Consider the following 22,593-nt stretch of genomic DNA (forward strand, 5'->3'; position numbering starts at 1 on the left):
CTGAACCCTACTCAAGAGTGTCGCCACTCGCCGTTGACCTCTGGTTCAGCACTGTGTATACGTATTCAATTGTATACGTATTCATCCCTCGTGGATGGGAGATTCCGGTGCAGACACAACTCTCCAACCTGAGCCGCCGCAGGTTTCTCGCCGGACTGACGGGACTCGCTGCCGGTGGGGTACTCGCCGGCTGCGGTGGCAACGGCAACGCAGGTGGTGGTGGAGGCAAGAACGGCCTGACCTTCCTGAACTGGGAGCAGGTCAAGGGCAATCCGCTCGAGCAGGCCATTCAGGCCTTCGAGAAGGAGTCGGGGACGAAGGTCACCATCCAGCCCGCGGTGACCACGGAGTACGACACCAAGATGCGCACGCTGATCGCGGGTGGCAGCCCGCCGGACGTGATGCGGATCAACGACGACTTCGTCCGCGGCTTCTCCACCCAGGGAGCGCTGCTGGACCTCAACCCGTACATCGAGAAGGACAAACTCGACACGTCGGCGTTCGCCAAGGAGACGTATGAGTTCCCGAAGCAGCCGGACGGTTCGCACACCGCCTGGGTGCTCGGCTACGAACCCCGGCTGATCTTCTACAACGCCGATCTCTTCAAGCAGGCCGGCGTACCGCTGCCGCCGACGACCTGGTCGCCGGACGGCTGGACCTGGGCCGATTTCGCCGACCGGGCGAAGAAACTCACCGACCCGGCCAAGAAGCAGTACGGCGCTCTGGTCTATCTGGACACCGGCTACGAGCAGACGTTCACGGTCAACCATGGCAGCCAGACCGGCATCTTCTCCCCCGACGGGACGAAGTTCACCCTGCCGGACGCCAAGGAGGTCGAAGCGTTGCAGTGGGCAACGGATCTGACCTGCAAGGACAAGGTCCAGCCGCCGTGGTCCGCACTGCAGCAGGACAACGCGGAGACGCAGATGTTCGCGCAGGGCAAGCTCGCGATGATGTTCGCGACCTTCGGCACCGTGCCGTACCTGCGGACCACGGTCAAGGACTTCACCTGGGATGTCGCGGCTCCGCCGGCCGATGTCGAGCAGAAGACCGAGTCCAGTGTGATCGTGTTCTGCATTCCGAAGAAGGCGAAGAACCCGGACCAGGCGTGGGAGCTGCTCAAGTACCTGGCCAGTGAGGAAGGCGGGAAGACCTTGCTGCAGGGCGGCGCCTTCACGCCGATCAACAACAAGGCCGCGGCCCAGTTGGCGCCGAACGGGAAGATGCCCGCGCACATCGGGCTGTTCGCCGAGGCGGCCAAGCACCTGACCGCGACCAACCAGACCAAGAACACGCTCGGCGCCCGCGAACTGTACCGGCCCGCGCTGGATCAGGCCTACAACTGTGAGAAGCCGGTCGGCGACGTGCTGAGTCAGATCAAACCACAGGTGGAGAACGCCTTGAAGGGTTGATGTCGATGGCAACGACAACACCAACAAGGACCCCGGTGGCCGCGGCCCCGATACCGAATCATCAGCCCGAGATCCGCCGGGCCCGCCGGAAGGCGAACCTGGTCGGGTGGTTGTTCATCAGTCCGATCGTGGTCGGAGTGGTGGCCTTCCAGTTCTTCCCGATCCTGGTCTCGATCGGGGCCTCGCTGACCGACTGGAACGGCATCTCGGCGCCGAAGTTCGTCGGGTTCCGCAACTTCACCGAGCTGTTCGGCAACGACCCGCTGTTCATCCAGACGTTCAAGAACACGATCTACTTCACGCTGGCGAGCATTCCGCTCACGATCGGGATCGGCCTGGTGCTGGCACTGCTGTGTGCCCGGCCGATCCGCGGCGTCGCGTTCTTCCGGACGGCGTACTTCGCGCCGTACGTGACGAACGTAGTGGCGATCGGGTTCGTCTGGTTCTGGTTCTTCCAGCCGGACAACGGCGTGGTGAACGGGCTGCTCGACCAGATCGGCATCCCCGGGCCGCAGTGGTTGTCGAGCTCCACCTGGGCGATGCCGGCCGTGATCATGGTCAGTGTCTGGCAAGGCATCGGGTACCCGATGATCATCCTGCTCGCGGGGCTGCAGGGTCTGCCGGCGGAGTACTTCGAATCCGCGAAGATCGACGGCGCCGGAGCGTTCCAGCGGTTGCGGTTCATCACGCTGCCGCTGCTGACGCCGCACTTCCTGTTCCTGCTGATCACGCAGTTCATCACGTCGTTCCAGGTGTTCGGCCTGATCTACGTGATGACCAAGGGCGGGCCCGGCCACGCCACCAGCGTCTACATCTTCAACATCTACCAGAACGCGTTCGGCTTCGGGAAGGTCGGCTACGCCTCGGCGATGGCGTGGATCCTCTTCGCGGTGATCGCGGCCGTCACGTTCCTGCAGTGGAAGTTCCAGAAGAGGTGGGTGTTCTACTCATGAGACTGGTGAGCAAGACCTCGCAGTACGTCGTGATGTCGCTGTTCGCGGTGGTCTTCCTGGCGCCGCTGGTCTGGATGATCAGCGCGTCGCTGCGGCCGGAGGCGAAGGTGCTGTCGGTGCCGCCGCAGTTCCTGCCCACCGACGCGCAGTGGGACAACTACCGGCAGGTCTTCGAGCTGATCCCGGTGTTCCTCTGGAACAGCGTCAAACTGGCCGGGCTGAACGTGGTCGGCATCCTGATCGTCGCGTCGATGGCGGGCTACGCGTTCGCGCGGTTGCGGTTCGCCGGCCGGGACGCGGCGTTCATGGTGCTGCTGGCCACCTCGATCATCCCGGGCATCGCCTACCTGATCCCGCAGTACATCGTGTTCCGCCAGATCGGCTGGGTGGACACGCAGTACCCGCTGTGGGTGCCGAAGGTGCTCACACCGGTGTTCGCGACGTTCCTGATGCGGCAGTCCTTCCTGACCATCCCGCAGGAACTCGAGGACGCGGGCAAGATCGACGGGGCGTCCACGTTCGGCATCTACTGGCGGATCATGCTGCCGCAGACCAAGCCGGCGCTGGCCGCGATCGGGGTGTTCACCTTCCTCGAGTCGTGGAACGACCTGTTCGGTCCGCTGATCTACATCAATTCCGAGAACCTGCAGACGCTGCCGGTGGCGCTGGCCCAGTTCCAGGGCGAGTACTTCACCCAGATCAGTCTGCTGATGTGCGGGGCGACCGTCTCGGTGGTCCCCGTCATCGTCGTCTTCCTCTTTGCGCAGCGCTATTTCATCCAGGGCATCACGATGACAGGAATGAAGGGGTGAGCACCGTGCCGGAGCGGCTCGTTGCCATGCAGATCGGAGCGGTTTCGTTCGTCGACGAAGGCGTCGACCAGACACTGGACATCCTGGCCGACCGGGGCGCGGTCAACGCGCTGTTCCTGGCCACACCGACCTGGACCCGGGGCACCGGCGGGCGCCAGATCCCCGGGCACCCGATTCCCGACCACGGCGTCTCCGAGTACGACCTCGGCTGGGTCGGCGGCAACTACGCGACGCCGCATCCGCAGTACTACGCCAACACCGCGCTCGGCTCGGTCGGCCGGGCGCCCGAGCATCCCGAGCTCGACCTGCTCGGCGAGGTCATCCCGAAGGCCCGTGAGCGCGGGATCAAGTCGTTCGCCTGGATGGAGGAGAGCGGTGGCGCCCGCGAGCTGCGGACCTACCCGAACTTCGCCAAGGTGCTCGAGGTGGACGCGTGGGGCCGTCCGGGCCGCCGGCCGTGCTTCAACAACCCGGACTACCGCAACTGGCACCTCGGGTTCGTCGAGGACTACGTGCAGAGCTACGAGCTCGACGGTCTGGCCTGGTGCTCGGAGCGGCCCGGCCCGCTGAACATGCTGATGCAGGGGACCGTCGAGGTGGCCGAGATCGGCTGCTTCTGCCGGCACTGCCAGCAGATCGCCCGCGACCGCGGGATCGATGTCGACCGCGCGATGCGCGGCTACCGCGAGCTGGTCGAGTGGAACCAGCGCGTCGGTGCCGGCGAGCGTCCGGTCGACGGCGCGTTCGTCACGTTCTGGCGGATCCTGCTGAACTTCCCCGAAGTGCTGTCCTGGCAGAACCTGTGGACCGAGAGCCAGCGGCAGTTGTACCGCGACATCTACGGCGTCGCCAAGGCGATCTCGCCAGAGGTGCAGGTCGGCTGGCACGTCTACCACAACATCTCGTTCAGCCCGTTCTACCGGGCCGACCAGGACTACACCGAGATGGCGAAGTTCTCCGACTTCATCAAGGTCGTCATCTACAACAACTGCGCGGGCCCGCGGTTCTTCACCTGGGTGAAGAGCATCTGTGGCTCGCTGTTCGCCGACGCCGAGCCCGAGGACGTCTATCCGTTGATGATGAAGCTGCTGCAGCTCGACGAGGGTGCGTACGAGAAGCTGCCGCAGACGGGCTTCACCGCGGACTACGTACGGCGCGAGACCGAGCGGGCCGTCGCCGGAGTCGGTGGCCAGAGCAAGATCTACCCGGGCATCGACATCGACATCCCGGTCGGCGTCGCCAAGCAGCGCGGGCTGGAGAAGCCGCGTGACGTCGGCACCAAGATCAACTGGGACGACAACGAGGGTGAGCTGACCGCGTGCACCCGCGAGTCCGTGCGGGACGCGACCCTGGCCGCGTTCGAGGGAGGCGCGGAGGGCGTCGTACTGAGTCGCAAGTACTCCGAGATGCTGCTGGAGAACGTGTCGGGCGCCGGCGACGCGATCCGGAGTCTCAAGTGACGGTGCCCTGGTACCAGCGCACGTTGCGCTGGGCGCAGACCAACCTGACCGAGAAGGACCCGGCCCGGTACGACGCCGACTGGTGGCGCGAGCACTGGCGTCGTACCCGGGTGCAGGGCGTGATCGTCAACGCGGGCGGGATCGTCGCGTACTACCCGAGCAAGTTCGAGCTGCAGCACCGGGCCGAGTTCCTCGGCGATCGCGACCTGTACGGCGAGATCGTCGAGCTGGCCAAGCAGGACGGGCTGACCGTGCTGGCCCGGATGGACTCCAACCGGGCCCACCAGCCCTTGTACGACGCCCATCCGGACTGGTTCGCGGTCGATGCCGACGGCAACCCCCACCGGGCCGGGAAGCTGTACGTCGCCTGCGTCACCGGCCCGTACTACCGGGAGTTCCTCACCGGGATCCTCGAGGAGATCATCGAACGGACCGCGCCGGACGGGATCACCGACAACAGCTGGAGCGGTCTCGGCCGGGACACGATCTGCTACTGCCCGAACTGCCGGGACAGCTTCGGCCAGGACCTCCCCACCGGCGTGGACTGGGCCGACCCTGTGTACCGGCAGTGGATCCGGTGGAGTTACGACCGGCGGCTGGCGGTGTGGGACCTGAACAACGAGGTGACCCGCCGGGCCGGCGGTCCGGACTGCCTGTGGATCGGCATGAACGGTGGCGAGGTCGTTGCCCAGAGCAAGCGGCTGCGGGACGACGTGGAGATCTGCAAGCGCGCCTCGATCTTCATGCTCGACTCGCAATGGCGGCACGACGAGTCCGGCTTCCAGGCCAACTCCGACAGCGGCAAGCGGCTGCACGGCCTGCTCGGCTGGGACACGCTGATCCCGGAGAGCACCGCCATGTACGACGCGGGCACGCCGACGTTCCGGCTCGGGAGCAAGCCCGCGCCGGAGGCGCGGATGTGGGCGGTCGAGGGATTCGCCGGTGGCATCCAGCCGTGGTGGCACCACATCGGTTCGGTGCACGAGGACCGGCGGCAGTACGCGACCGCCGAGCCGCTGTTCGGCTGGCACGAGGAGAACGATCGATACCTGGTGAACCGCAAGCCGGTCGCCACGGTCGGGCTGCTGTGGAGTCAGCGGAGCGTGGACTTCCACGGCAAGGCCGATCCGGAGACCACCAGCTGGTTGCCGTACCGCGGCTGGGTCGACGCACTGGTCCGGGCGCGCATCCCGTACCTGCCGGTGCACGAGGTCGACCAGCGGTTCGCGGTGATCGTCGTACCGAATGTCGGGGTGCTGACCGACGAGCAGTGCGTGGCGCTGCGCGAGTACGTCGATGGTGGCGGGCGGCTCGTGGTCACCGGTGAGTCGAGCCTGTACGACGAGTGGGGCGATCGGCGCGACGACTTCGCGCTGGCCGACCTGCTCGGCGTCCATCACCAGGGCAAGACGCTCGAGGCCGGCAAGGTCGACTGGGAGACGTACGCCGCGCACACGTACCTGCGGATCGAGGACCGAGTGATCGCGGACGGCTTCGACGACACCGACGTACTGCCGTTCGGCGGGCAGTTGGAGGTGGTCGCGGCGTCCGGAGCGGCGGTGACGTACGTGCCGCCGTTCCCGATCTATCCGCCGGAGAAGTCGTGGATGTCGGAGTCGCGGACCGACGTACCCGTGGTGGTGCTCGGCGAGCAGACGGCGTACCTGGCGGCGGATCTCGACCGGATGTACGCGCAGTACCACCACCCGGATCACGGTCGGTTGCTGGCGAACCTGGTCCGGTGGGCCGCCCGGGACGACATCCCGCTGCAGGTGGAGGGAGCCGGCGTACTCGACTGCCAGGTCTACCGGCAGGACGATGCGCTCGTGCTGCACCTGGTCAATCTGGATCAGGGCGGCGCGTGGCGTGGGCGGCTGGAGGAGCTGACACCGGCCGGGCCGTTCACCGTCCGGATCCGGGGGACCGGCGACCACGCCCGCTTCCTGGTCGCGGGCGGGGAGGCGGAGGTGAAGACCGAGGACGGCTGGATTACGGTCGAGGTGGCGAGGATCGCCGATCACGAGGTCGTGGTTGTGACTGAGAGGAAGTGAGTTCGTGGCAGTCGAGGTCATCGGTGCACGGCGCGCGCGGTACGACGAGATCCTGACCGAGCGCGCGCTCGGCCTGATCGAGCGGTTGCACCGCGAGTACGACGGGCGGCGGCGCGAGCTGCTCGACCGTCGCCGGGAGCGGGTCGCCGAGATCGCCGCCGGCGGATCGCTGGGATTCCTGGCGGAGACCAAGGACGTCCGGGACGACCCGGACTGGCGGGTCGCCGCGGCCGCGCCGGGGCTGGTCGACCGGCGGGTGGAGATCACCGGGCCGACCGACCGGAAGATGACGATCAACGCCCTGAACTCGGGCGCCAAGGTCTGGCTGGCCGACCAGGAGGACGCGAACACGCCGACCTGGGACAACGTGGTCGGCGGCCAGCTGAACCTGCTCGACGCGATCACCCGCACGATCGACTTCAGCACCGATGCCAAGAGCTACGCCCTGAAGCCGGACGACGAACTGGCCACCATCGTCGTCCGGCCGCGGGGCTGGCACCTGCCGGAGAAGCACCTCCTGGTCGACGGCGAGCGGACGTCGGGGGCGCTGGTGGACTTCGCGCTCTACCTCGCCGCCTCCGGGCAGCTGCAGATCGATCGCGGCCAGGGACCGTACTTCTACCTGCCGAAGATGGAGTCGCACCTGGAGGCGCGGCTCTGGAACGACGTGTTCGTGACGGCTCAGGAGGAGCTCGGCATCCCGCGCGGGACGATCCGGGCCACCGTGCTGATCGAGACGTACCCGGCCGCGTTCGAGATGGAGGAGATCCTCTACGAGCTGCGCGAGCACTCGGCCGGTCTGAACGCGGGGCGCTGGGACTACATGTTCAGCGTGATCAAGACGCACCGGACCCGGGGCGCCGACTTCCAGTTGCCGGACCGCAACAGCGTCACGATGACGGTCCCGTTCATGCGGGCCTACACCGAGCTGCTGGTGCGGACCTGTCACAAGCGCGGCGCGCACGCGATCGGCGGGATGGCGGCGTTCATCCCGAGCAAGGACCCGGCGGTGAACGAGCAGGCGTTCGCGAAGGTCGAGGCGGACAAGACGCGCGAGGCCGGCGACGGGTTCGACGGCTCGTGGGTCGCGCACCCCGGGATGGTCGAGACCTGCCGGACCGTCTTCGACTCGGTGCTCGGCTCGTCGCCGAACCAGGTGGGTAAGCTCCGCGAGGATGTCCAGGTGACGGCCGAACAGTTGCTCGACGTCGCGTCGACACCCGGTGAGGTGACCGAGGCCGGGCTGCGGAACAACATCAGCGTTGCGATCCAGTACCTGGCCGCGTGGCTGGAAGGGACCGGCGCGGTCGGGATCTTCAACCTGATGGAGGACGCGGCGACGGCCGAGATCTCCCGGTCCCAGATCTGGCAGTGGCGCCTCAACGGCGTCGTACTGGACACCGGGGAGACCGTCACGACCGAGTTGGTCGAGCGGATCGCCGACGAGGAGATCCTGAAACTCGACCAGTACCTGCGCTACCAGTCCGCGCGAGCGTTGTTCCTGGAGGTCGCGAACTCCGAGGACTACGTCGACTTCCTGACCATCCCCGCCTACGAGCGCTTCGACTGAGCCCGCTGGGAAGGGCTGACTCATGAGCGTGTGGGTTGGCCTACCGCAGGCGATGGGCTAACCCGCCGTCTCGTGGGTCAACCCAGGAGACGGGCGGGTGCCGGGGCGGTGGGGGCGCGTCGGCTGGGCCCGCTGGGATGGGTTGACTCATGAGCGTGTGGGTTGGCCAACGGCAGGCGATGGGCTAACCCGCCGTCTCGTGGGTCAACCCAGGAGACGGGCGGGGGCCGGGGCGGTGGGGGTGATGGGTTTGGGGAGTGGGGCTCATCGGATCGGGTGGGCTGCACTCCCCGAACGGGCTAGTGGGATCGCTCGGGTGGGTTGACGTTGACGGTGGGGATGCCGCCGCCTGCTCGGGCGATGATCGCGAGGGACGGCTCGCTGGTCGGGTTGCTCTCGCGGTGGACGGTGAACGCCGGGACATGGATGAAGTCCCCGGCGACGGCGTCCAGGTATTCGTCGCTGCCCTCGAACTCCATGCGCAGGACGCCGGAGACGATGTAGAGGCTGCTCTCGTTCTTGTCGTGGTGATGCCAGCCGGAGATCGCTCCGGGGTCGGTGATGACCTTCCCGGCCCAGAGGATCGGCAGCTCGAACGCCCGCATCCGCAGCATTCCCGACGTCGGATCGGCGGCCACCAACTCCCCGGCCCGAATGACCCGAATCGGCTGACCCATGGCACCAGTCTGCCTCTGCTGGAGCTGATCCCGCCACCTGGTCAGCGCGTAGGGTGCGAGGATGGCGAGCGTTGTGTTGCGGGTCCGGCTGACGAGCGGTGACCACCTCGATGTCACCTACGAGGAGTCTGCTGCGGCCGATGAAGACGAAGTTGCCGAGCACGCCGTCGTGGCCCTCACGGCCGACAGCGGCATGCTTCGGTGCAGACATGGCGACCGGCTTCTCGTGCTGTACGCGCGGGGAGTCGCCGCGATCGAGATCGCGCCGCGGGGTGCGGTCCTGTAACCGCTGAGTGCGCCCGGATGCCCTGGCGCCGACTCGCCAGGGTATCCGGGTCCGTTCAGCGCTTGGCGGGGTAGGCGGCGTCGACTTCGACCTCGACGAGCCAGCCCGTCACCGGGAGGTTCTCGATCTCCAGGGCGAAGCGGGAGGGGCGGGACTTGTTGACCACGAACGGCTTGGCGGGTGGCGCCGTACCGAGTGGGACCGGGACGTACTGACCGGTGGTGAGGTCGGTGTTGGCGAAGTACTGGCGGTAGGCGCGGTTCCAGCCGGCGAAGTCGGCGGTGGTGGCGCCGGCGGGGTTCTGCAGGAAGACGCGCATCGTGTAGACGTCGGCGTACGAGAGACCCACCGCTTGGAGGTTCTCGCCGATGCGGCGGAGCACGTTGATGCCTTGGGCCTCGGTGATGGTGACCCCGGCGGGCAGGGCGCCGCCGGGGAAGACGATGGTGTCGACGTACGACGCTTCGGACCCGGCGGGAGCGTCCGTATTCAGGGCCGTCGGGCCGATGCCGCTGGTCTTGTAGACGGGAGTGTTGGCCCCGATGCCGACACCGGTGGCGATCATCGGGTTGGACTGGCCGGCTGGGAGCGCGGGCACGACGGTGCCGGGCTTCGGCGGCTTCGGTCTGTCCCACCAGCCCGCGGCGGTGGACGCTCCGGCGGTGAAGGTCACGACGACGGCGACCAGGCCGGCGATCAGGCGGGTCTTCATCGGCCCGCCGCGACGCGGTCGTGCAGGGCGGTCACGGTCGCGCGGGCGGAGACGATCGCACCGTGCTGCCAGGCGATGGTGTGGGACAGGTGGTCGCCGGCGAAGTAGATGTTGCCGGTGGCATCGAGGAGCCGGGCGTAGATCCCGTCGGTCTGGGACGGCCAGCTGACCCAGGACGCCTCGGAGTACTTCGTGCCCATCCAGTTCACCGAGAACGCCGCCTTGACGTCCTTGGTGTACACGTCGCCGTGGATCTTGGCGCCCTGCATCAGGGCGCGTTCGAGCCGGGCGGCCGGCGTCAGAGCGCCGTACGCGGTCGCGTTGGCGCCGGTGTTGTAGTAGCCGATGACCGTGCCGCGTTCGCCGTGGAAGCCCGTCGACGGGTACCAGGTGTTGACGGTGTCGAGGCTGCTGTTGGTGATACCGCCGTAGATCTTGTGGTCCTCCTCCCACCAGCGGCGGCCGTACTCGATGCCGATCTTGCCCGCGTTCGTCGGCCGGGCGTACTTCAGGGCCTCCAGGATCGGGGCCGGCAGGTTGGACGGGACCTTCGCTGCCAGGTGCGGCGGCAGCGTGCAGATGGCGTAGTCCGCGGTGAGCACCCGGCTCCGCGTTCCGCTCGTGTAGGTGACCTCGACGCCGGCGCCGGTGTTGCGCAGTCCGGTCACCTCGGCGCCGTACCGGATCTTGTCCTTGCCGATCGCCTTCTCGAACGAGTACGGGATCCGGTCCATCCCGCCGACCGGCTGGAACATCATCATCGCCTGGTCCCAGCCGAACTCGAACGAGAAGTAGTTGCCGACGCCACTGGCGAAGACATCGCTCAACGGGTACGGCGCGGCCGTCGTACCGCCCTCCAGGCCTGCGCCCGGCTCGACCTCGTAGCCGCGACGGCCGTCGGTGCCGCTGTAGGCGAAGCCGGCCGCCTTGTTCCCGATCGAACCGAAGCTGCTGAGGAATCCGATCAGCGCCTCCTTGTCGGTCGCCGTCAGCAGGCTGTCGAGTGCGCCCTGGTCGGTTGCCGTGGCGAGCAGTTCGGAGACGTAGCCGTACACGTCGGCCTTGGCGGTGCGGTGCCGGATCGCCTTGCCGGAAAGGGCTGTTGAGCCTTCGCGGTACAGGTACGCGTCGGCGTTCTGGTTGACGAACGGCTCGATCGCGACGCCGAGTTCACGGCAGTACTCGAGCGTCAGGTGATGCTGCGGGAGGCGGCCCGGCCCGGCGTTCATGTACTGGCCGGGGGAGAACGTCGCCCGCTGGGTGTTGCCGGCCAGATCGGTCTCCGTGGTTCCGCCGCGGACCGTCCAGTTGCGGCCGCCCGGCCGGTTGCGGGCTTCCAGCAGCGTCACCTTGTAGCCGGCCTTGAGCAGTTCGTACGCCGAGGTCAGGCCGGAGATCCCGGCACCGAGGACGACGATGTGCTTGGTGCCGCGGCCGTTCAGCTCGACGCGCGACGGAGCGGCGTACGCGGGGGTCTCGGCAACGCTCGTGAGGCCGAGCGCCGACATCGTGGAGTACAGGACACCGGCCCCACCGGTGATACCGACCTGCTGCAGGAATTGACGTCTGGTTTGCGCCATGCCTTCTCCTCACTGGGCAACGGGGGTAGCTGACCAGAAAGGTAAGGACCTGATGTTTTCGCTCTGTGTCCGGGCGGTGACGAGCTGAGATCGATACTGACAGGTATGTTTCGGGTTAACGAACCTGTTGGAGCTGGGGCCGTAGTGCCTTCACGGCCGGCGCGATCTCGGCGTACACCCCTGGGTAGTTGGGTTCGGCGCAGCCGCTGCCCCAGGAGACGAGAGCGAGCAGGCGGCCGTTGAGGACCAGCGGTCCGCCGGAGTCGCCCTGGCAGGCGTCGCCGGTGCCGTCGAGGTAGCCGGCGCAGACGTTCGGCGCGGCTGCGTAGCCTCCGGCGACGTACTCCTTGTTCGCCAGGCAGACGTCGTCACCCAGGTCGGGCACGGCCAGCTTCTGCAGGGTGTCGTCAGGCCCGGTCCCCGCGGTGTCGCCCCAGCCGTAGACGGTCGGTACGACGCCGCGCCGATCGGCCTTCGGGTTCGTCTCGAGGCGCATGACCGGAACGCCGGTGAACGGCTTGGCCAGGGTCAGTACGGCGAAGTCGTTGCGGTTGGTCTTCGTGCTGTAGTCCGGATGGATCCACACCTTGCTGATCCCGGACACCCGGCCGACCGTGTCGTCCCGCAGATCGGCGCGGCCCTGGACCGCCGTGTACGTCGTGACCGCCCTGCCCATGCAATGCGCGGCGGTGAGCACCTTGTCCGGCCGCACCAGCACCCCACTGCAATACCGTCCGGTCGGCCGCGCGGACGCCGTGTTGGTCAGCGCCACCGCCCACGGAGCCTCGCTGACGCTCGCCAGCGTGCCCCCGACGATCAGCTTCTTCCCTGTCGACGCCGACACCGCTCCCGCGGACACCACCACGAGAACCATCGCCAACACAGCAGCCCGTCTCAGCATGCCGACGAACTTACTCCAGGTAAGCAGGTGACAGCGGAAGGTGGCCACCCCGGCCACGCATGCCGGGGTGGCCACGTCAGTGAGTTCAGGCTCGGTAGGCGGTCCACATGTTGCTCATGCGGGTGCTCTGGTTCGGCGTGAACTGGTTGTAGCAGGAGTCGTAGGAGTAATCCATGTAGTTGTGGATCGGGTCCAGACCAGGCAGCGAGCAGGAGTCCCGGCCGGTCGGGCAGCCGTTGGTGGGGCTGCTCTGGGCCGGGGTGTCCGCGACCTCGTCGTTCGTCGTCGTACAGCCGCCCTGGAAGGTGTGGTAGAGCCCGAACCAGTGGCCGGCCTCGTGCGTCGCCGTCTCGCCCAGGTTGTAGTTCGTCTCCGAGCCGCCGGGCAGCGAGGTGTACTGCACCCGGATGCCGTCGATCCCGGGCTGGCGTGCGTAGTCCCACGGGAAGGTCGCGATGCCGAGGTAGGCGAAGTCGACCAGCCAGATGTTCAGCGCGTTCGCGCCGCCCTTGCGGGTCTGCTTGCGGTAACTGCTGCTCTGCTTGTCCTGGTGCCACTGGTTGTTGTTGTACCGGAACGTCCCGGCCAGCGTGAAGGTGAAGCCGGTGTTGGCCGCCTGTGACGACTCCTGACCGCCGAACGTCTTGTTCAGGACGGCGATCTGCTGCGAGATCTGGGTGTTGGTCACGTCACCATTGCCGGCCGCGTCGCGCATCACGTTCACGTAGACCGGTACGGTCGCCGCCGCCAGGGCACCCTTCGGTACGGCGGTGCCACGGGCGGCCTTGGCCTTCAGGATCTGCGCGGTCCTGGCCTCGATCGCCTTCTGTTCGGCGACGGAGATGTCGCGGGTGTCCGGGCCGTGGCCGCCCTTGGCCGCGGCATTCCCGGGCGGCACGAAACAGTCGGACGCCGGTGCATGATCCACCGCGGGCCTGGCCGACGCCTGGGCGCTGAGCGGGCTGAGCAGGAGCGCCGAGCCGGCCAGCAGGACGGCGGCGGCGCGGGGACTGGGGATGAAAGATCGCATGGCGCGTTCCTCCGGGGTCGGGCCACTGGGCGGGCGGCCGGTTGCCCGGCATCCTCCGCAACAAGGTCCCTGCTCCGGAAGCGATCGCCGTCGATTCTCCGGCGGTCTAGGGAAAACCTTCGGTGCTCGCGGGGGAGCGCAGACTTCCGTAGCGTTCCATCCTTTGCCAGCGCAGCCGGGAACCGGCCAGCGCGGTGAAGACGGACTGGATGACCACGAGGTACATCAGTTGCCGGTAGACGAACTGCTGCAGCGGAAGCGTCCACAGCGGCCCGGCTCGTTCGCCGTCCAGGTGGAACGCAAAGCAGCCCATCGCGAACTGCAGCGCGAGGAACCCCAGCCAGACGAGCCCGACGCGGAGCGGGTCGAGGAACACCAGTCCGTAGATCGCGAAGACGTCGACCACCGGCGCGAGCAGCGGCAGGAGAACCTGGAAGAGCAGCAGGTAGGTCAGACCGCGGCGGCCGAGCTTGCCGGCCTGACCGCGCTGGACCCACGCGCCCCGGTGCTTCCACATCGCCTGCAGCGTGCCGTAGCACCAGCGGTATCGCTGCCGCCACAGCGCACCGAGCGACGCAGGGGCCTCGGTCCACGCGACCGCACGCTCCTCGTACACCACTCGCCAGCCGTCGCGGCACAACGCCATCGTGAGGTCGGTGTCTTCGGCGAGTGTCACCTCGCTCAGCCCGCCGATGCGTTCCAGCGCCGTACGCCGGAATCCGCCGACCGCACCCGGGACGGTCGGCATGCACTCGGCCAGGTCGAACAACCGGCGGTCCAGGTTGAACCCCACCACGTACTCGATGTGCTGCCAGCGACCGAGCAGGCCGCGCCGGTTGCCGACCTTCGCGTTGCCCGACACAGCACCGACCGAAGGATCGGCGAACGGCTGCACGAGCATCCGCACGGCGTCGCGTTCGAACACCGTGTCGCCGTCGACCATCACGACCAGGTCGAAGTGCGCGGCCTGCAGGCCGGTGTTGAGTGCCACCGGCTTGCCCGCGTTCCGTTGCCGGATCACCCGCACTCCGCGGATGCCCATCGCCTCGACGATGTCCGCCGTACCGTCGGTCGAGCCGTCGTCCACGACGATCACCTCGATCGGGTGGTCCGAGGCGACCAGCGACCGGATCGCGGCCCCGATGCCCGCGCTCTCGTTGTACGCCGGGATGATCACGCTGACCGGTTCGGTGACCGGCTCGCCCCACGACCAGTCCCGCATCCGGGCATGCCGCCGGGCCGCCCACACCGTGGTGATCGCGCGGAGCACGCTCAGCGCGCCGGCGGCGTACAGGAACCAGGTGAGCAGGGACTGCACGCCGTCGCTCACCCGCATCGCCCAGATCGCGGCGAGCCCGCGGCCGCGCGCCAGCAGGCCGGCGCCGTGCGTCGGCTGCGGGAGGCCGACCGCATCGCTCACGGTGGCGAACTTGAAGCCGCGTGCCTTCAGCGCCGGGATCAGCTTGGCCAGCGCGGCGACGGTCTCACTGCGATCACCACCGGCGTCGTGCATCAGCAGCACCTGGCCCGCGGTGCCGCGCGGCGTCGAGTTCGCGATCACCTTGGCGGTTCCCGGCCGGCGCCAGTCCTGGCTGTCCTGGGTGGTCAGGACGGTCAGGTAGCCGGCCTGCCGGGTCTCCTGGATCGCGGTCCAGTCCGCATCGGTCAGTGCGTCCGGCTCGGACGAGTACGGCGGACGCAGCAGCGGCGTACTGAGGCCGGTAGCGCCGGCCAGGACCAGCTGGCTCTGGCGCAGTTCGAGTGACCGGCGCCAGCCGGGCGCCGTGCTCAGGTTCGCGTGGGTGAACGTGTGCATCCCGATCTGGTGGCCCTCGGCAACTATCCGGCGGGCCAGCGCCGGGTGGGCCGCGACCTCGGTGCCGACGACGAAGAAGGTCGCCTTCACGCGCTGCGCCTTCAGCACGTCGAGGACCTTAGGGGTCCAGACCGGATCCGGCCCGTCGTCGAAGGTCAGTGCGATGGTCCGGTTGGCCGGCCGGACCGAGCGGACTTCTCCTGGCTGGGCGTCGATCACCGGACCCCCACCGGCGATCGCCCGTGGTACGGCGCCGGCCGGGCCGCCCGAGGTGACGGCGCCGTCAGGTTCCGCCCCGAACAGGTGGCGGGTGTATCCGTTCAGGAGCAGCATGCTGGACAGGCAGACGAGCAGCATGGTCAGCACGATCCAGTGGGTCCGGAGCGGGACCTGCTTGGCGCGCCGCGCGACCGGGCGGCTCACGGCTTGGCGGGTGACTTCGTGCGACCAGGTGCTGCGGTCGGCTTGTTGCTGTGGGTTGTGGTCGACTTACCGGGTGGCGTGGTGGGGGAGCCGGTGAGGTGAGTCGTCGGTGCGACTGTCGGCGTGGTGGTCGGGATGACAGTCGGCGTCGCCGCTGAGCTCGTGGTGGATGACGGCGTACCGCTCGATCGCACCGGCGTGCCGGTCGGGTTGCCTGAGGTCGGCTTCGCCGATGGATCGATCGTTCGAACGGCTTCTGGGGCCGGGGTCAGCTGCGGCTTGGGTCGTGTGACGGCCTCTGGCAGCGGGATCAGTGGGGTGTCCGGACGTGGCCCGCCGAACAGGCTGCTGGCCGTCAGGACGAGGTAGGCGGCCGCAGGCACGGCCAGCACCACCCCGGTACGACGCAGGGTTCGGCGACGGCGCCCGGTCGAGTCCAGAAAGACCGGGCCTCGGGAGGAGGGCGACTTCACAAGCCGGGAAGCCTACTCGCTACCCATCGGTCAGGCGAGATGCGCAGGGGAATGTGCCGCCGGGGCCCGAGGTGGCTACTGTCGTCAGGTGCAGAAATGGCCTGGTCGTCCTTACCCTCTCGGTGCCACGTACGACGGTGCCGGAACCAACTTCGCGGTGTTCTCGGAGGTAGCGGAACGAGTAGACCTGGCCCTGGTCGCCGACGACGGGACCGAGCAACTGGTACAGCTGACCGAGGTGGACGGGTTCGTCTGGCACGCGTTCCTGCCCGCGGTGCAGCCGGGTCAGCGGTACGGATTCCGGGTGCACGGTCCGTACAATCCGGCCGACGGCGACCGGTGCAACCCGTCCAAGCTGCTGCTGGATCCGTACGCGAAGGCCATCGACGGGCAGATCGACGGTGACGAGTCCCTGTTCAGCTACCGGTTCGGCAATCCGGACGAGCTGAACACGATGGACAACCGCGAGCACACGATGCTGTCGGTGGTGACGAATCCGTTCTTCGACTGGGGCAACGACCGGCCGCCCGGGCACGCCTACCACCAGACGGTCATCTACGAGGCGCACGTGAAGGGTCTGACCAAGACCCACCCGGCGCTGCCGGAGGACATCCGTGGCACGTACGCCGGGATCGGGCACCCGGCGATCGTCGAGCATCTCAAGGAGCTCGGGGTGTCGGCGATCGAGCTGATGCCGATCCACCAGTTCGCCCAGGACGGCCACCTGCAGGAGCTCGGCCTGTCGAACTACTGGGGTTACAACACCATCGGCTTCTTCGCGCCGCACAACGACTACGCGGCCGGCGGCACCCGCGGTCAGCAGGTGACCGAGTTCAAGACGATGGTGAAGGCCCTGCACGAGGCGGACATCGAGGTCATCCTCGACGTGGTCTACAACCACACCGCGGAGGGCAACGAGTTCGGTCCCACTCTGTCCTTCAAGGGCATCGACAACGCGGCGTACTACCGGTTGGTGGACGCCGACAAGCGGCACTACTACGACACCACCGGCACCGGGAACAGCCTGCTGATGCGGCACCCGCACGTGCTGCAGCTGATCATGGATTCGCTGCGCTACTGGGTCACCGAGATGCACGTCGACGGCTTCCGCTTCGACCTGGCGGCCACGCTGGCCCGCCAGTTCCATGAGGTCGACCGGCTGTCTGCGTTCTTCGACCTGGTGCAGCAGGACCCGGTGGTGAGCCAGGTGAAGCTGATCGCCGAGCCGTGGGACGTCGGCGACGGCGGCTACCAGGTGGGCAACTTCCCGCCGCTGTGGACGGAGTGGAACGGGAAGTTCCGCGACACCGTGCGGGACTTCTGGCGCGGCGAGAAGTACACGCTGGCCGAGTTCGCCTCCCGGCTGACCGGCTCGTCGGATCTGTACCAGGACGACAGCCGCCGGCCGCTGGCGAGCATCAACTTCATCACCGCCCACGACGGCTTCACGCTGCGCGATCTGGTCTCCTACAACGACAAGCACAACGAGGCGAACGGCGAGGGCGGCAAGGACGGCGAGAGCCACAACCGCTCGTGGAACTGCGGCGTCGAGGGCGAGACCGAGGATGCCGGCGTCCTCGAGCTGCGGGGCAGGCAGCAGCGCAACTTCCTCACCACGCTGCTGATCTCGCAGGGCGTGCCGATGATCGCTCATGGCGACGAGCTGGGTCGGACCCAGGGCGGCAACAACAACGTCTACTGCCAGGACAACGAGATCGCCTGGGTCGACTGGGAGCTGACCGATCCGCAGAAGGATCTGCTGGAGTTCACCAGCCTCCTGGTCAAGCTGCGCAACAACCATCCGGTACTGCGCCGCCGCCGCTTCTTCCACGGCGACACCGGTGTCGACGGACTCGGCGACCTGGTCTGGTTCACCCCGATGGGCACCGAGATGCAGAACGGCGACTGGCAGCGCGACGACGCCCGCGCGATCGCGGTGTTCCTCAACGGCGACGCGATCTCCGAGCCGGACCAGCGCGGAGAGCCGGTGGTTGACGACTCGTTCCTGGTCCTGCTGAACAGCGACTACGAACCGCAGGACTTCCTGCTCCCACCCAAGGAGTACGGCGAGAACTGGACGGTGGTCGTGGACACGACGACCGCGCAGGGCAGCGCGAGCGACGAGCCGCATGCCGCCGGCAGCACAGTGCGACTGGAGGCACGCAGCACGCTCGTCCTGACCCGCCCGAGGCAGGCTGCGGGATGACAGGGGTCCCGCAGGCCACCTACCGCTTGCAGTTGCACGCCGGTTTCGGGTTCGACGACGCCGCCACGGTGGTCCCGTACCTGCACAGCCTCGGGATCTCTCACGCCTACCTGTCCCCGATCCTTCAGGCCGCGCCCGGCTCCACCCATGGGTACGACGTCGTGGACCACAGCCGGCTGTCCGACGCGGCCGGTGGCCGTCCCGCGTTCGACCGGCTGGCCGCACGGCTGCGCGACCATCGCATGGGCGCGGTGGCGGACGTCGTACCGAATCATGTGGCGGTGCCGACGCCTGCGCGGCTCAACAAGGCGTTGTGGTCGGTGCTGCGGGACGGACCGGGGTCGCCGTACGCCGAGTGGTTCGACGTCGACTGGGGTTCGGGGAACCAGCCGTTGCTGATGGCAGTGCTGGGTCAGCGGATCGGCAGGGTGCTCGCGGACGGCGAGTTGTCGGTCGACGGCGACGTACTGCGGTACTACGAGCATGAGTACCCACTCCGGCCGGGCACCGAGGATCTGCCGATCGCGGAGCTGGTGACGGAGCAGTGGTATCGCCTGGCGCACTGGCGGGTGGCTGACGAGGAGCTGAACTACCGGCGGTTCTTCGACGTGGACACGCTGGCCGCCGTACGCGTGGAGACGCAGGAGGTCTTCGAAGCCACGCACGAGCTGCTGCTGGAGCTGCTGCGCGAGGGCGAGCTCAACGGCTTCCGCATCGACCATCCGGACGGTCTGGCCGATCCGCGCGGATACCTGCGCCGGCTGGCCGAGCGGACCGGTGGTGCGTGGGTCGTGGTGGAGAAGATCCTCGAAGGCGATGAGGAGCTGCCACCCGACTGGCCCTGCGCGGGCACCACCGGGTACGACGCTCTGCTCCGCGTCGGCGGTCTCTTCGTCGACCCTGCGGGTGCGGCGCCGCTGTCTGCCCTCCACTCCGAGCTGACCGGTGAGCCTGCCGACTTCGCACCCGTTGTGGAGCAGGCGAAGCGCGAGATCGTCCAGCACGGGCAGTACGCCGAAGTCCACCGCCTGGTGGAGTTGCTGGCCCGCATCTGCCAGGACGACGTTCGGCTGCGTGATCACACCCGTCGCGCGTTCCATGAAGTGGTCGTCGAACTGCTGGTCCACTTCGACATCTATCGGGCGTACGTCATCCCAGGGGAGCCGCCGTCACCGACGGCGGTGCAGGCGTTGGAGCGGGCGGCCGAGAAGGCGCGGGAGAATCTCGACGACGACCGGCGGGAGACGCTGGATGTCGTCCTGCATCTGCTGCTGGGTCGAGAGACGAGCCGGATCGACGAGCATGCGCGGCATGAGCTGATCGTCCGGTTCCAGCAGACCTGCGGCCCAGTGATGGCGAAGGGCGTCGAGGACACCGCGTTCTACCGGTGGTTCCGGCTGACGTCGCTGAACGAGGTCGGTGGGGATCCGGAGCACTTCGGCGTGACGCCGGAGGAGTTCCACGCGTTCGCGGCCCGGCTGAACCAGCACTGGCCCAAGACCATGACCACGCTGTCCACTCACGACACCAAGCGGTCCGAGGACGTACGTGCGCGCCTCGGTGTGCTGTCCGAACAGCCTGCTGCCTGGTCGGAGGCGGTGCGCGAGTGGCGTCGGCTGTCTGAGGACCACCGGAGCCCGCTGCTCGACGGCAGCACGGAGTACCTGTTCTGGCAGACGCTCTTCGGCACCTGGGAGGACGGACCGCTGCCCGAGGATCGCGTGCGGGCCTATCTGCTCAAGGCGATCCGCGAAGCGAAGCGCCAGACAGCCTGGACTTCACCGGACGAGGAGTACGAGCAGGCCGTCGCCGCCTTCGGCACCGCGATCCTGGCCGACTCCGCAGTACTGGACTCGGTACGACGCTTCGCCGCCAAGCAATCCGGATTCGTCCGGGCGGCGACGCTCGGCCAGAAGCTGGTGCAGCTGACCATGCCCGGCGTACCGGATGTGTACCAAGGCACTGAGGTGGTCGACCTGTCCTTGGTGGACCCGGACAACCGGCGGCCGGTGGACTACGAGGACCGGATCGCCCGTTTGCTGCGGCTGGACGAGGGTGGCAAGCCGGACGACCTGTCCGACGAGAAGCTGCTGGTCACCTCGCGAGCGCTCCGCATCCGACGGCAGTACCCGGAGGCCTTCGCGGGCAGCTACACCCCGCTGCCGACGTCCAATGGTCACGCCGTTGCCTTTGCGAGGGGAGACGCGGTGATCACCGTGGCGACCCGGCTGCCGGTCGCTCTGCAGCGCGTGGGTGGTTGGGGCGACAGCACAGTGGTGCTGCCAAGTGGCCAATGGAAGAACGTGTTGACCGGCCGGGAGGTGGGTAGTGGAGCTGCCCGGATTCACGAGCTGCTGGAGGATCTCCCGGTGGCCCTGCTCGTAAGGAGCTGAATGCACACCTTCCGTGTCTGGGCGCCGAACGCGTCGTCGGTCGACCTGGTCTTGCGCGACGGCGTACTGCCACTACGTTGGCCAGCGGACGGCTGGTGGACGCGGGACGTGGTCGAGGCATATCACGGCACCGACTATGCGTTCTCCGTCGACGGCAGCGAGCCGTTGGCAGATCCGCGGAGCCCGTGGCAACCGGACGGTGTGCACGGCTTCAGCCGAGTCTTCGACGAGGACCGCTTCCGCTGGACCGACGGCGACTGGACCGGTCGGGACGTGCCCGGCTCAGTGTTCTACGAGCTGCACATCGGCACCTTCACCCTGGAAGGCACGCTGGACGCGGCCGCCGACCATCTGGACTACCTGGTGGCGCTTGGCGTCGAGATGGTCTCGCTGATGCCGGTCGCCGCCTTCCCCGGCCGCCACGGCTGGGGGTACGACGGTGTGGACCTCTACGCCGTCCACGAGCCGTACGGCGGTCCGGAGGCGCTGCAGCGGTTCGTCAACCGGTGTCACGAAGTCGGTCTGGCCGTCTGCCTCGACGTCGTCTACAACCACGTCGGTCCGAGCGGGAACCGCCTGGACATGTTCGGCCCGTACTTCACCGATCGGCACGCGACGCCGTGGGGCCGGTCGGTCAACCTTGACGACCCCGGAAGCACCGAGGTACGGCGGTGGATCTGCGACAACGCTCTGCGGTGGTTCCGGTCGTTCCACCTCGACGCTCTGCGGCTGGACGCCGTACATGCGCTGACTGACGCGAGTCCGACGCACCTGCTGGCGCAGCTGTCGACGGAGACCGCGGAGCTGTCGCGGGAGCTCGGACGGCCGCTCGGACTGGTGGCGGAGTCGGACCTGAACGACCCGCGGATGGTGGAGCCGGTAGCCGAGGGCGGTCTGGGGATGACCGCACAGTGGAGCGACGACTTTCACCATGCACTGCACACTCTGCTGACCGGGGAACGAGCCGGGTACTACGTGGACTTCGGTGAGCCGGGGGTGTTCGCGAAGACGCTCACCCAGGTGTTCCTGCACGACGGGTCGTACTCGACGTTCCGCGGCAAGGACTGGGGCCGGCCGGTCGACCCGGCCAAGCATCGCGGCAGTGAATTCCTCGCGTACACGTCGAATCACGACCAGGTCGGCAACCGTGCGCTGGGCGACCGGCCGGCGCTGACCCCCGGCCAGCTCGCGATCGGCGCTGCTCTGGTGATCACGTCGCCGTACACGCCGATGCTCTTCATGGGCGAGGAGTGGGGCGCGTCGACGCCGTGGCGTTACTTCACCGACCACGACGAGCCGGAGCTGGCCGAGGCTGTGCGCAGCGGTCGGCGGCGGGAGTTCGCCGCGCACGGGTGGAACGCCGACGAGATCCCGGACCCGCAGGATCCGGCGACGTGGCGTAGTTCGGTCCTCGACTGGACCGAGGTCGACGAGCCGCCGCACCGCGAGCTGCTGGCCTGGTACCGGAACCTGCTGGCCCTTCGCGCCCGTACGCCGGAGTTGCGCGACGACCGGCTCGCGTCGGTCGGCATCGAGTCCGGCGCCGACGGGGATTGGATCGTGGTCACTCGCGGCCGGTTGCGTGTCGTGGTGAATCTGGCCGCGACCGAGGCCGTGGTCCCGGTCGACGGCGTCCCGACGTACCAGTTGATGGCTTTCCTGCCGGCCGAACCGGTCGGCGAGGGCGTTCGGTTGGCGGGTCACGGCGTCGCGATCGTCGCGGTCTAGTGTCCTGGGTCGGAGGTTCGGCGAGAGATTTCGGTGTTCAGGTGCGTGCATCGGGGTGCTTGAGCAGTGGCCTCGATGCGGAGCATCGTGGGCGCTGGGCAAGTGCCGCG

17 protein-coding genes are annotated in these 22,593 nt (G+C 67.9%); 10 read left to right on the forward strand and 7 right to left on the reverse strand.

Features of this window, described 5'->3' with window-relative positions; genetic code table 11:
• The first annotated feature begins 107 nt into the window (after window positions 1-107).
• The 6 genes from AB0I34_RS38500 to aceB are packed head-to-tail and all read left to right on the forward strand — an operon-like array spanning window position 108 to window position 8,258.
• A complete protein-coding gene (locus AB0I34_RS38500) occupies window positions 108-1,412 on the forward strand; it encodes a sugar ABC transporter substrate-binding protein (protein WP_360455585.1) in 1,305 nt (434 codons plus the stop codon).
• Window positions 1,413-1,417: 5 nt separating this feature from the next.
• A complete protein-coding gene (locus tag AB0I34_RS38505) occupies window positions 1,418-2,365 on the forward strand; it encodes a sugar ABC transporter permease (protein WP_360455588.1) in 948 nt (315 codons plus the stop codon).
• Complete coding sequence (locus tag AB0I34_RS38510; RefSeq protein ID WP_360455592.1) at window positions 2,362-3,177, forward strand: carbohydrate ABC transporter permease; 816 nt, start codon at window positions 2,362-2,364, stop codon at window positions 3,175-3,177. Before AB0I34_RS38505 ends, AB0I34_RS38510 begins: the two co-directional genes overlap by 4 nt.
• A complete protein-coding gene (locus AB0I34_RS38515) occupies window positions 3,174-4,637 on the forward strand; it encodes a hypothetical protein (RefSeq protein ID WP_360455595.1) in 1,464 nt (487 codons plus the stop codon). Before AB0I34_RS38510 ends, AB0I34_RS38515 begins: the two co-directional genes overlap by 4 nt.
• A complete protein-coding gene (locus tag AB0I34_RS38520) occupies window positions 4,634-6,688 on the forward strand; it encodes an alpha-amylase family protein (RefSeq protein ID WP_360455598.1) in 2,055 nt (684 codons plus the stop codon). Before AB0I34_RS38515 ends, AB0I34_RS38520 begins: the two co-directional genes overlap by 4 nt.
• Before the next feature lie 4 nt (window positions 6,689-6,692).
• Window positions 6,693-8,258 carry a malate synthase A gene (aceB, locus tag AB0I34_RS38525; protein ID WP_360455601.1) on the forward strand — a complete coding sequence of 522 codons (1,566 nt, stop codon included), beginning with the start codon at window positions 6,693-6,695 and terminating at the stop codon, window positions 8,256-8,258.
• A 299-nt stretch (window positions 8,259-8,557) separates the two neighbouring features.
• Here aceB and AB0I34_RS38530 read toward each other — a convergent pair whose 3' ends face one another.
• A complete protein-coding gene (locus tag AB0I34_RS38530) occupies window positions 8,558-8,935 on the reverse strand; it encodes a cupin domain-containing protein (protein ID WP_360455605.1) in 378 nt (125 codons plus the stop codon).
• Between the two features lie 61 nt (window positions 8,936-8,996).
• Here AB0I34_RS38530 and AB0I34_RS38535 point away from each other — a divergent pair, with 61 nt between their 5' ends.
• Entirely contained in the window at window positions 8,997-9,221 is a 225-nt protein-coding gene (locus AB0I34_RS38535) for a hypothetical protein (protein WP_360455608.1), read from the forward strand.
• Window positions 9,222-9,276: 55 nt separating this feature from the next.
• Here AB0I34_RS38535 and AB0I34_RS38540 read toward each other — a convergent pair whose 3' ends face one another.
• The 6 genes from AB0I34_RS38540 to AB0I34_RS38565 all read right to left on the reverse strand — a co-directional run bounded on the left by AB0I34_RS38540 (window position 9,277) and on the right by AB0I34_RS38565 (window position 16,156).
• Window positions 9,277-9,933, reverse strand: coding sequence for a Rid family hydrolase (locus tag AB0I34_RS38540; RefSeq protein ID WP_360455611.1), 657 nt, complete (start codon window positions 9,931-9,933; stop codon window positions 9,277-9,279).
• Window positions 9,930-11,513: an FAD-dependent oxidoreductase gene (locus AB0I34_RS38545; protein ID WP_360455614.1), complete on the reverse strand. Its 1,584-nt coding sequence runs from the start codon at window positions 11,511-11,513 to the stop codon at window positions 9,930-9,932. The genes AB0I34_RS38540 and AB0I34_RS38545 overlap by 4 nt, the downstream gene beginning before the upstream one ends.
• 115 nt (window positions 11,514-11,628) lie before the next feature.
• Window positions 11,629-12,414: a serine protease gene (locus AB0I34_RS38550; RefSeq protein ID WP_360455617.1), complete on the reverse strand. Its 786-nt coding sequence runs from the start codon at window positions 12,412-12,414 to the stop codon at window positions 11,629-11,631.
• Window positions 12,415-12,499: 85 nt separating this feature from the next.
• Window positions 12,500-13,444, reverse strand: coding sequence for a zinc metalloprotease (locus AB0I34_RS38555; RefSeq protein ID WP_360455620.1), 945 nt, complete (start codon window positions 13,442-13,444; stop codon window positions 12,500-12,502).
• A 106-nt stretch (window positions 13,445-13,550) separates the two neighbouring features.
• Window positions 13,551-15,683: a bifunctional polysaccharide deacetylase/glycosyltransferase family 2 protein gene (locus tag AB0I34_RS38560; protein ID WP_360455623.1), complete on the reverse strand. Its 2,133-nt coding sequence runs from the start codon at window positions 15,681-15,683 to the stop codon at window positions 13,551-13,553.
• On the reverse strand, window positions 15,680-16,156 hold the full coding sequence (locus AB0I34_RS38565; RefSeq protein ID WP_360455627.1) for a hypothetical protein: 477 nt from the start codon (window positions 16,154-16,156) through the stop codon (window positions 15,680-15,682). The genes AB0I34_RS38560 and AB0I34_RS38565 overlap by 4 nt, the downstream gene beginning before the upstream one ends.
• 88 nt (window positions 16,157-16,244) lie before the next feature.
• On the opposite strand from AB0I34_RS38565, the gene glgX reads away from it, so the two are divergent.
• The 3 genes from glgX to treZ are packed head-to-tail and all read left to right on the forward strand — an operon-like array spanning window position 16,245 to window position 22,483.
• Window positions 16,245-18,362, forward strand: coding sequence for a glycogen debranching protein GlgX (gene glgX, locus AB0I34_RS38570; protein ID WP_360455630.1), 2,118 nt, complete (start codon window positions 16,245-16,247; stop codon window positions 18,360-18,362).
• A complete protein-coding gene (gene treY, locus AB0I34_RS38575) occupies window positions 18,359-20,755 on the forward strand; it encodes a malto-oligosyltrehalose synthase (protein WP_360455633.1) in 2,397 nt (798 codons plus the stop codon). Before glgX ends, treY begins: the two co-directional genes overlap by 4 nt.
• Window positions 20,756-22,483 carry a malto-oligosyltrehalose trehalohydrolase gene (gene treZ / locus AB0I34_RS38580; protein ID WP_360455636.1) on the forward strand — a complete coding sequence of 576 codons (1,728 nt, stop codon included), beginning with the start codon at window positions 20,756-20,758 and terminating at the stop codon, window positions 22,481-22,483.
• The last annotated feature ends 110 nt before the right edge of the window (window positions 22,484-22,593 follow it).

It is taken from the genome of Kribbella sp. NPDC050281 (genome assembly GCF_040655855.1).
Lineage (GTDB): Bacteria > Actinomycetota > Actinomycetes > Propionibacteriales > Kribbellaceae > Kribbella.

Coding starts and splice junctions, on each gene's coding strand:
- AB0I34_RS38505 (WP_360455588.1), top strand. CDS start 1,418: ATGGCAACGACAACACCAACAAGGACCCCGGTGGCCGCGGCCCCGATA.
- AB0I34_RS38510 (WP_360455592.1), top strand. CDS start 2,362: ATGAGACTGGTGAGCAAGACCTCGCAGTACGTCGTGATGTCGCTGTTC.
- AB0I34_RS38530 (WP_360455605.1), bottom strand. CDS start 8,935: ATGGGTCAGCCGATTCGGGTCATTCGGGCCGGGGAGTTGGTGGCCGCC.
- AB0I34_RS38535 (WP_360455608.1), top strand. CDS start 8,997: ATGGCGAGCGTTGTGTTGCGGGTCCGGCTGACGAGCGGTGACCACCTC.
- AB0I34_RS38540 (WP_360455611.1), bottom strand. CDS start 9,933: ATGAAGACCCGCCTGATCGCCGGCCTGGTCGCCGTCGTCGTGACCTTC.
- AB0I34_RS38545 (WP_360455614.1), bottom strand. CDS start 11,513: ATGGCGCAAACCAGACGTCAATTCCTGCAGCAGGTCGGTATCACCGGT.
- AB0I34_RS38550 (WP_360455617.1), bottom strand. CDS start 12,414: ATGCTGAGACGGGCTGCTGTGTTGGCGATGGTTCTCGTGGTGGTGTCC.
- AB0I34_RS38555 (WP_360455620.1), bottom strand. CDS start 13,444: ATGCGATCTTTCATCCCCAGTCCCCGCGCCGCCGCCGTCCTGCTGGCC.
- treY (WP_360455633.1), top strand. CDS start 18,359: ATGACAGGGGTCCCGCAGGCCACCTACCGCTTGCAGTTGCACGCCGGT.
- treZ (WP_360455636.1), top strand. CDS start 20,756: ATGCACACCTTCCGTGTCTGGGCGCCGAACGCGTCGTCGGTCGACCTG.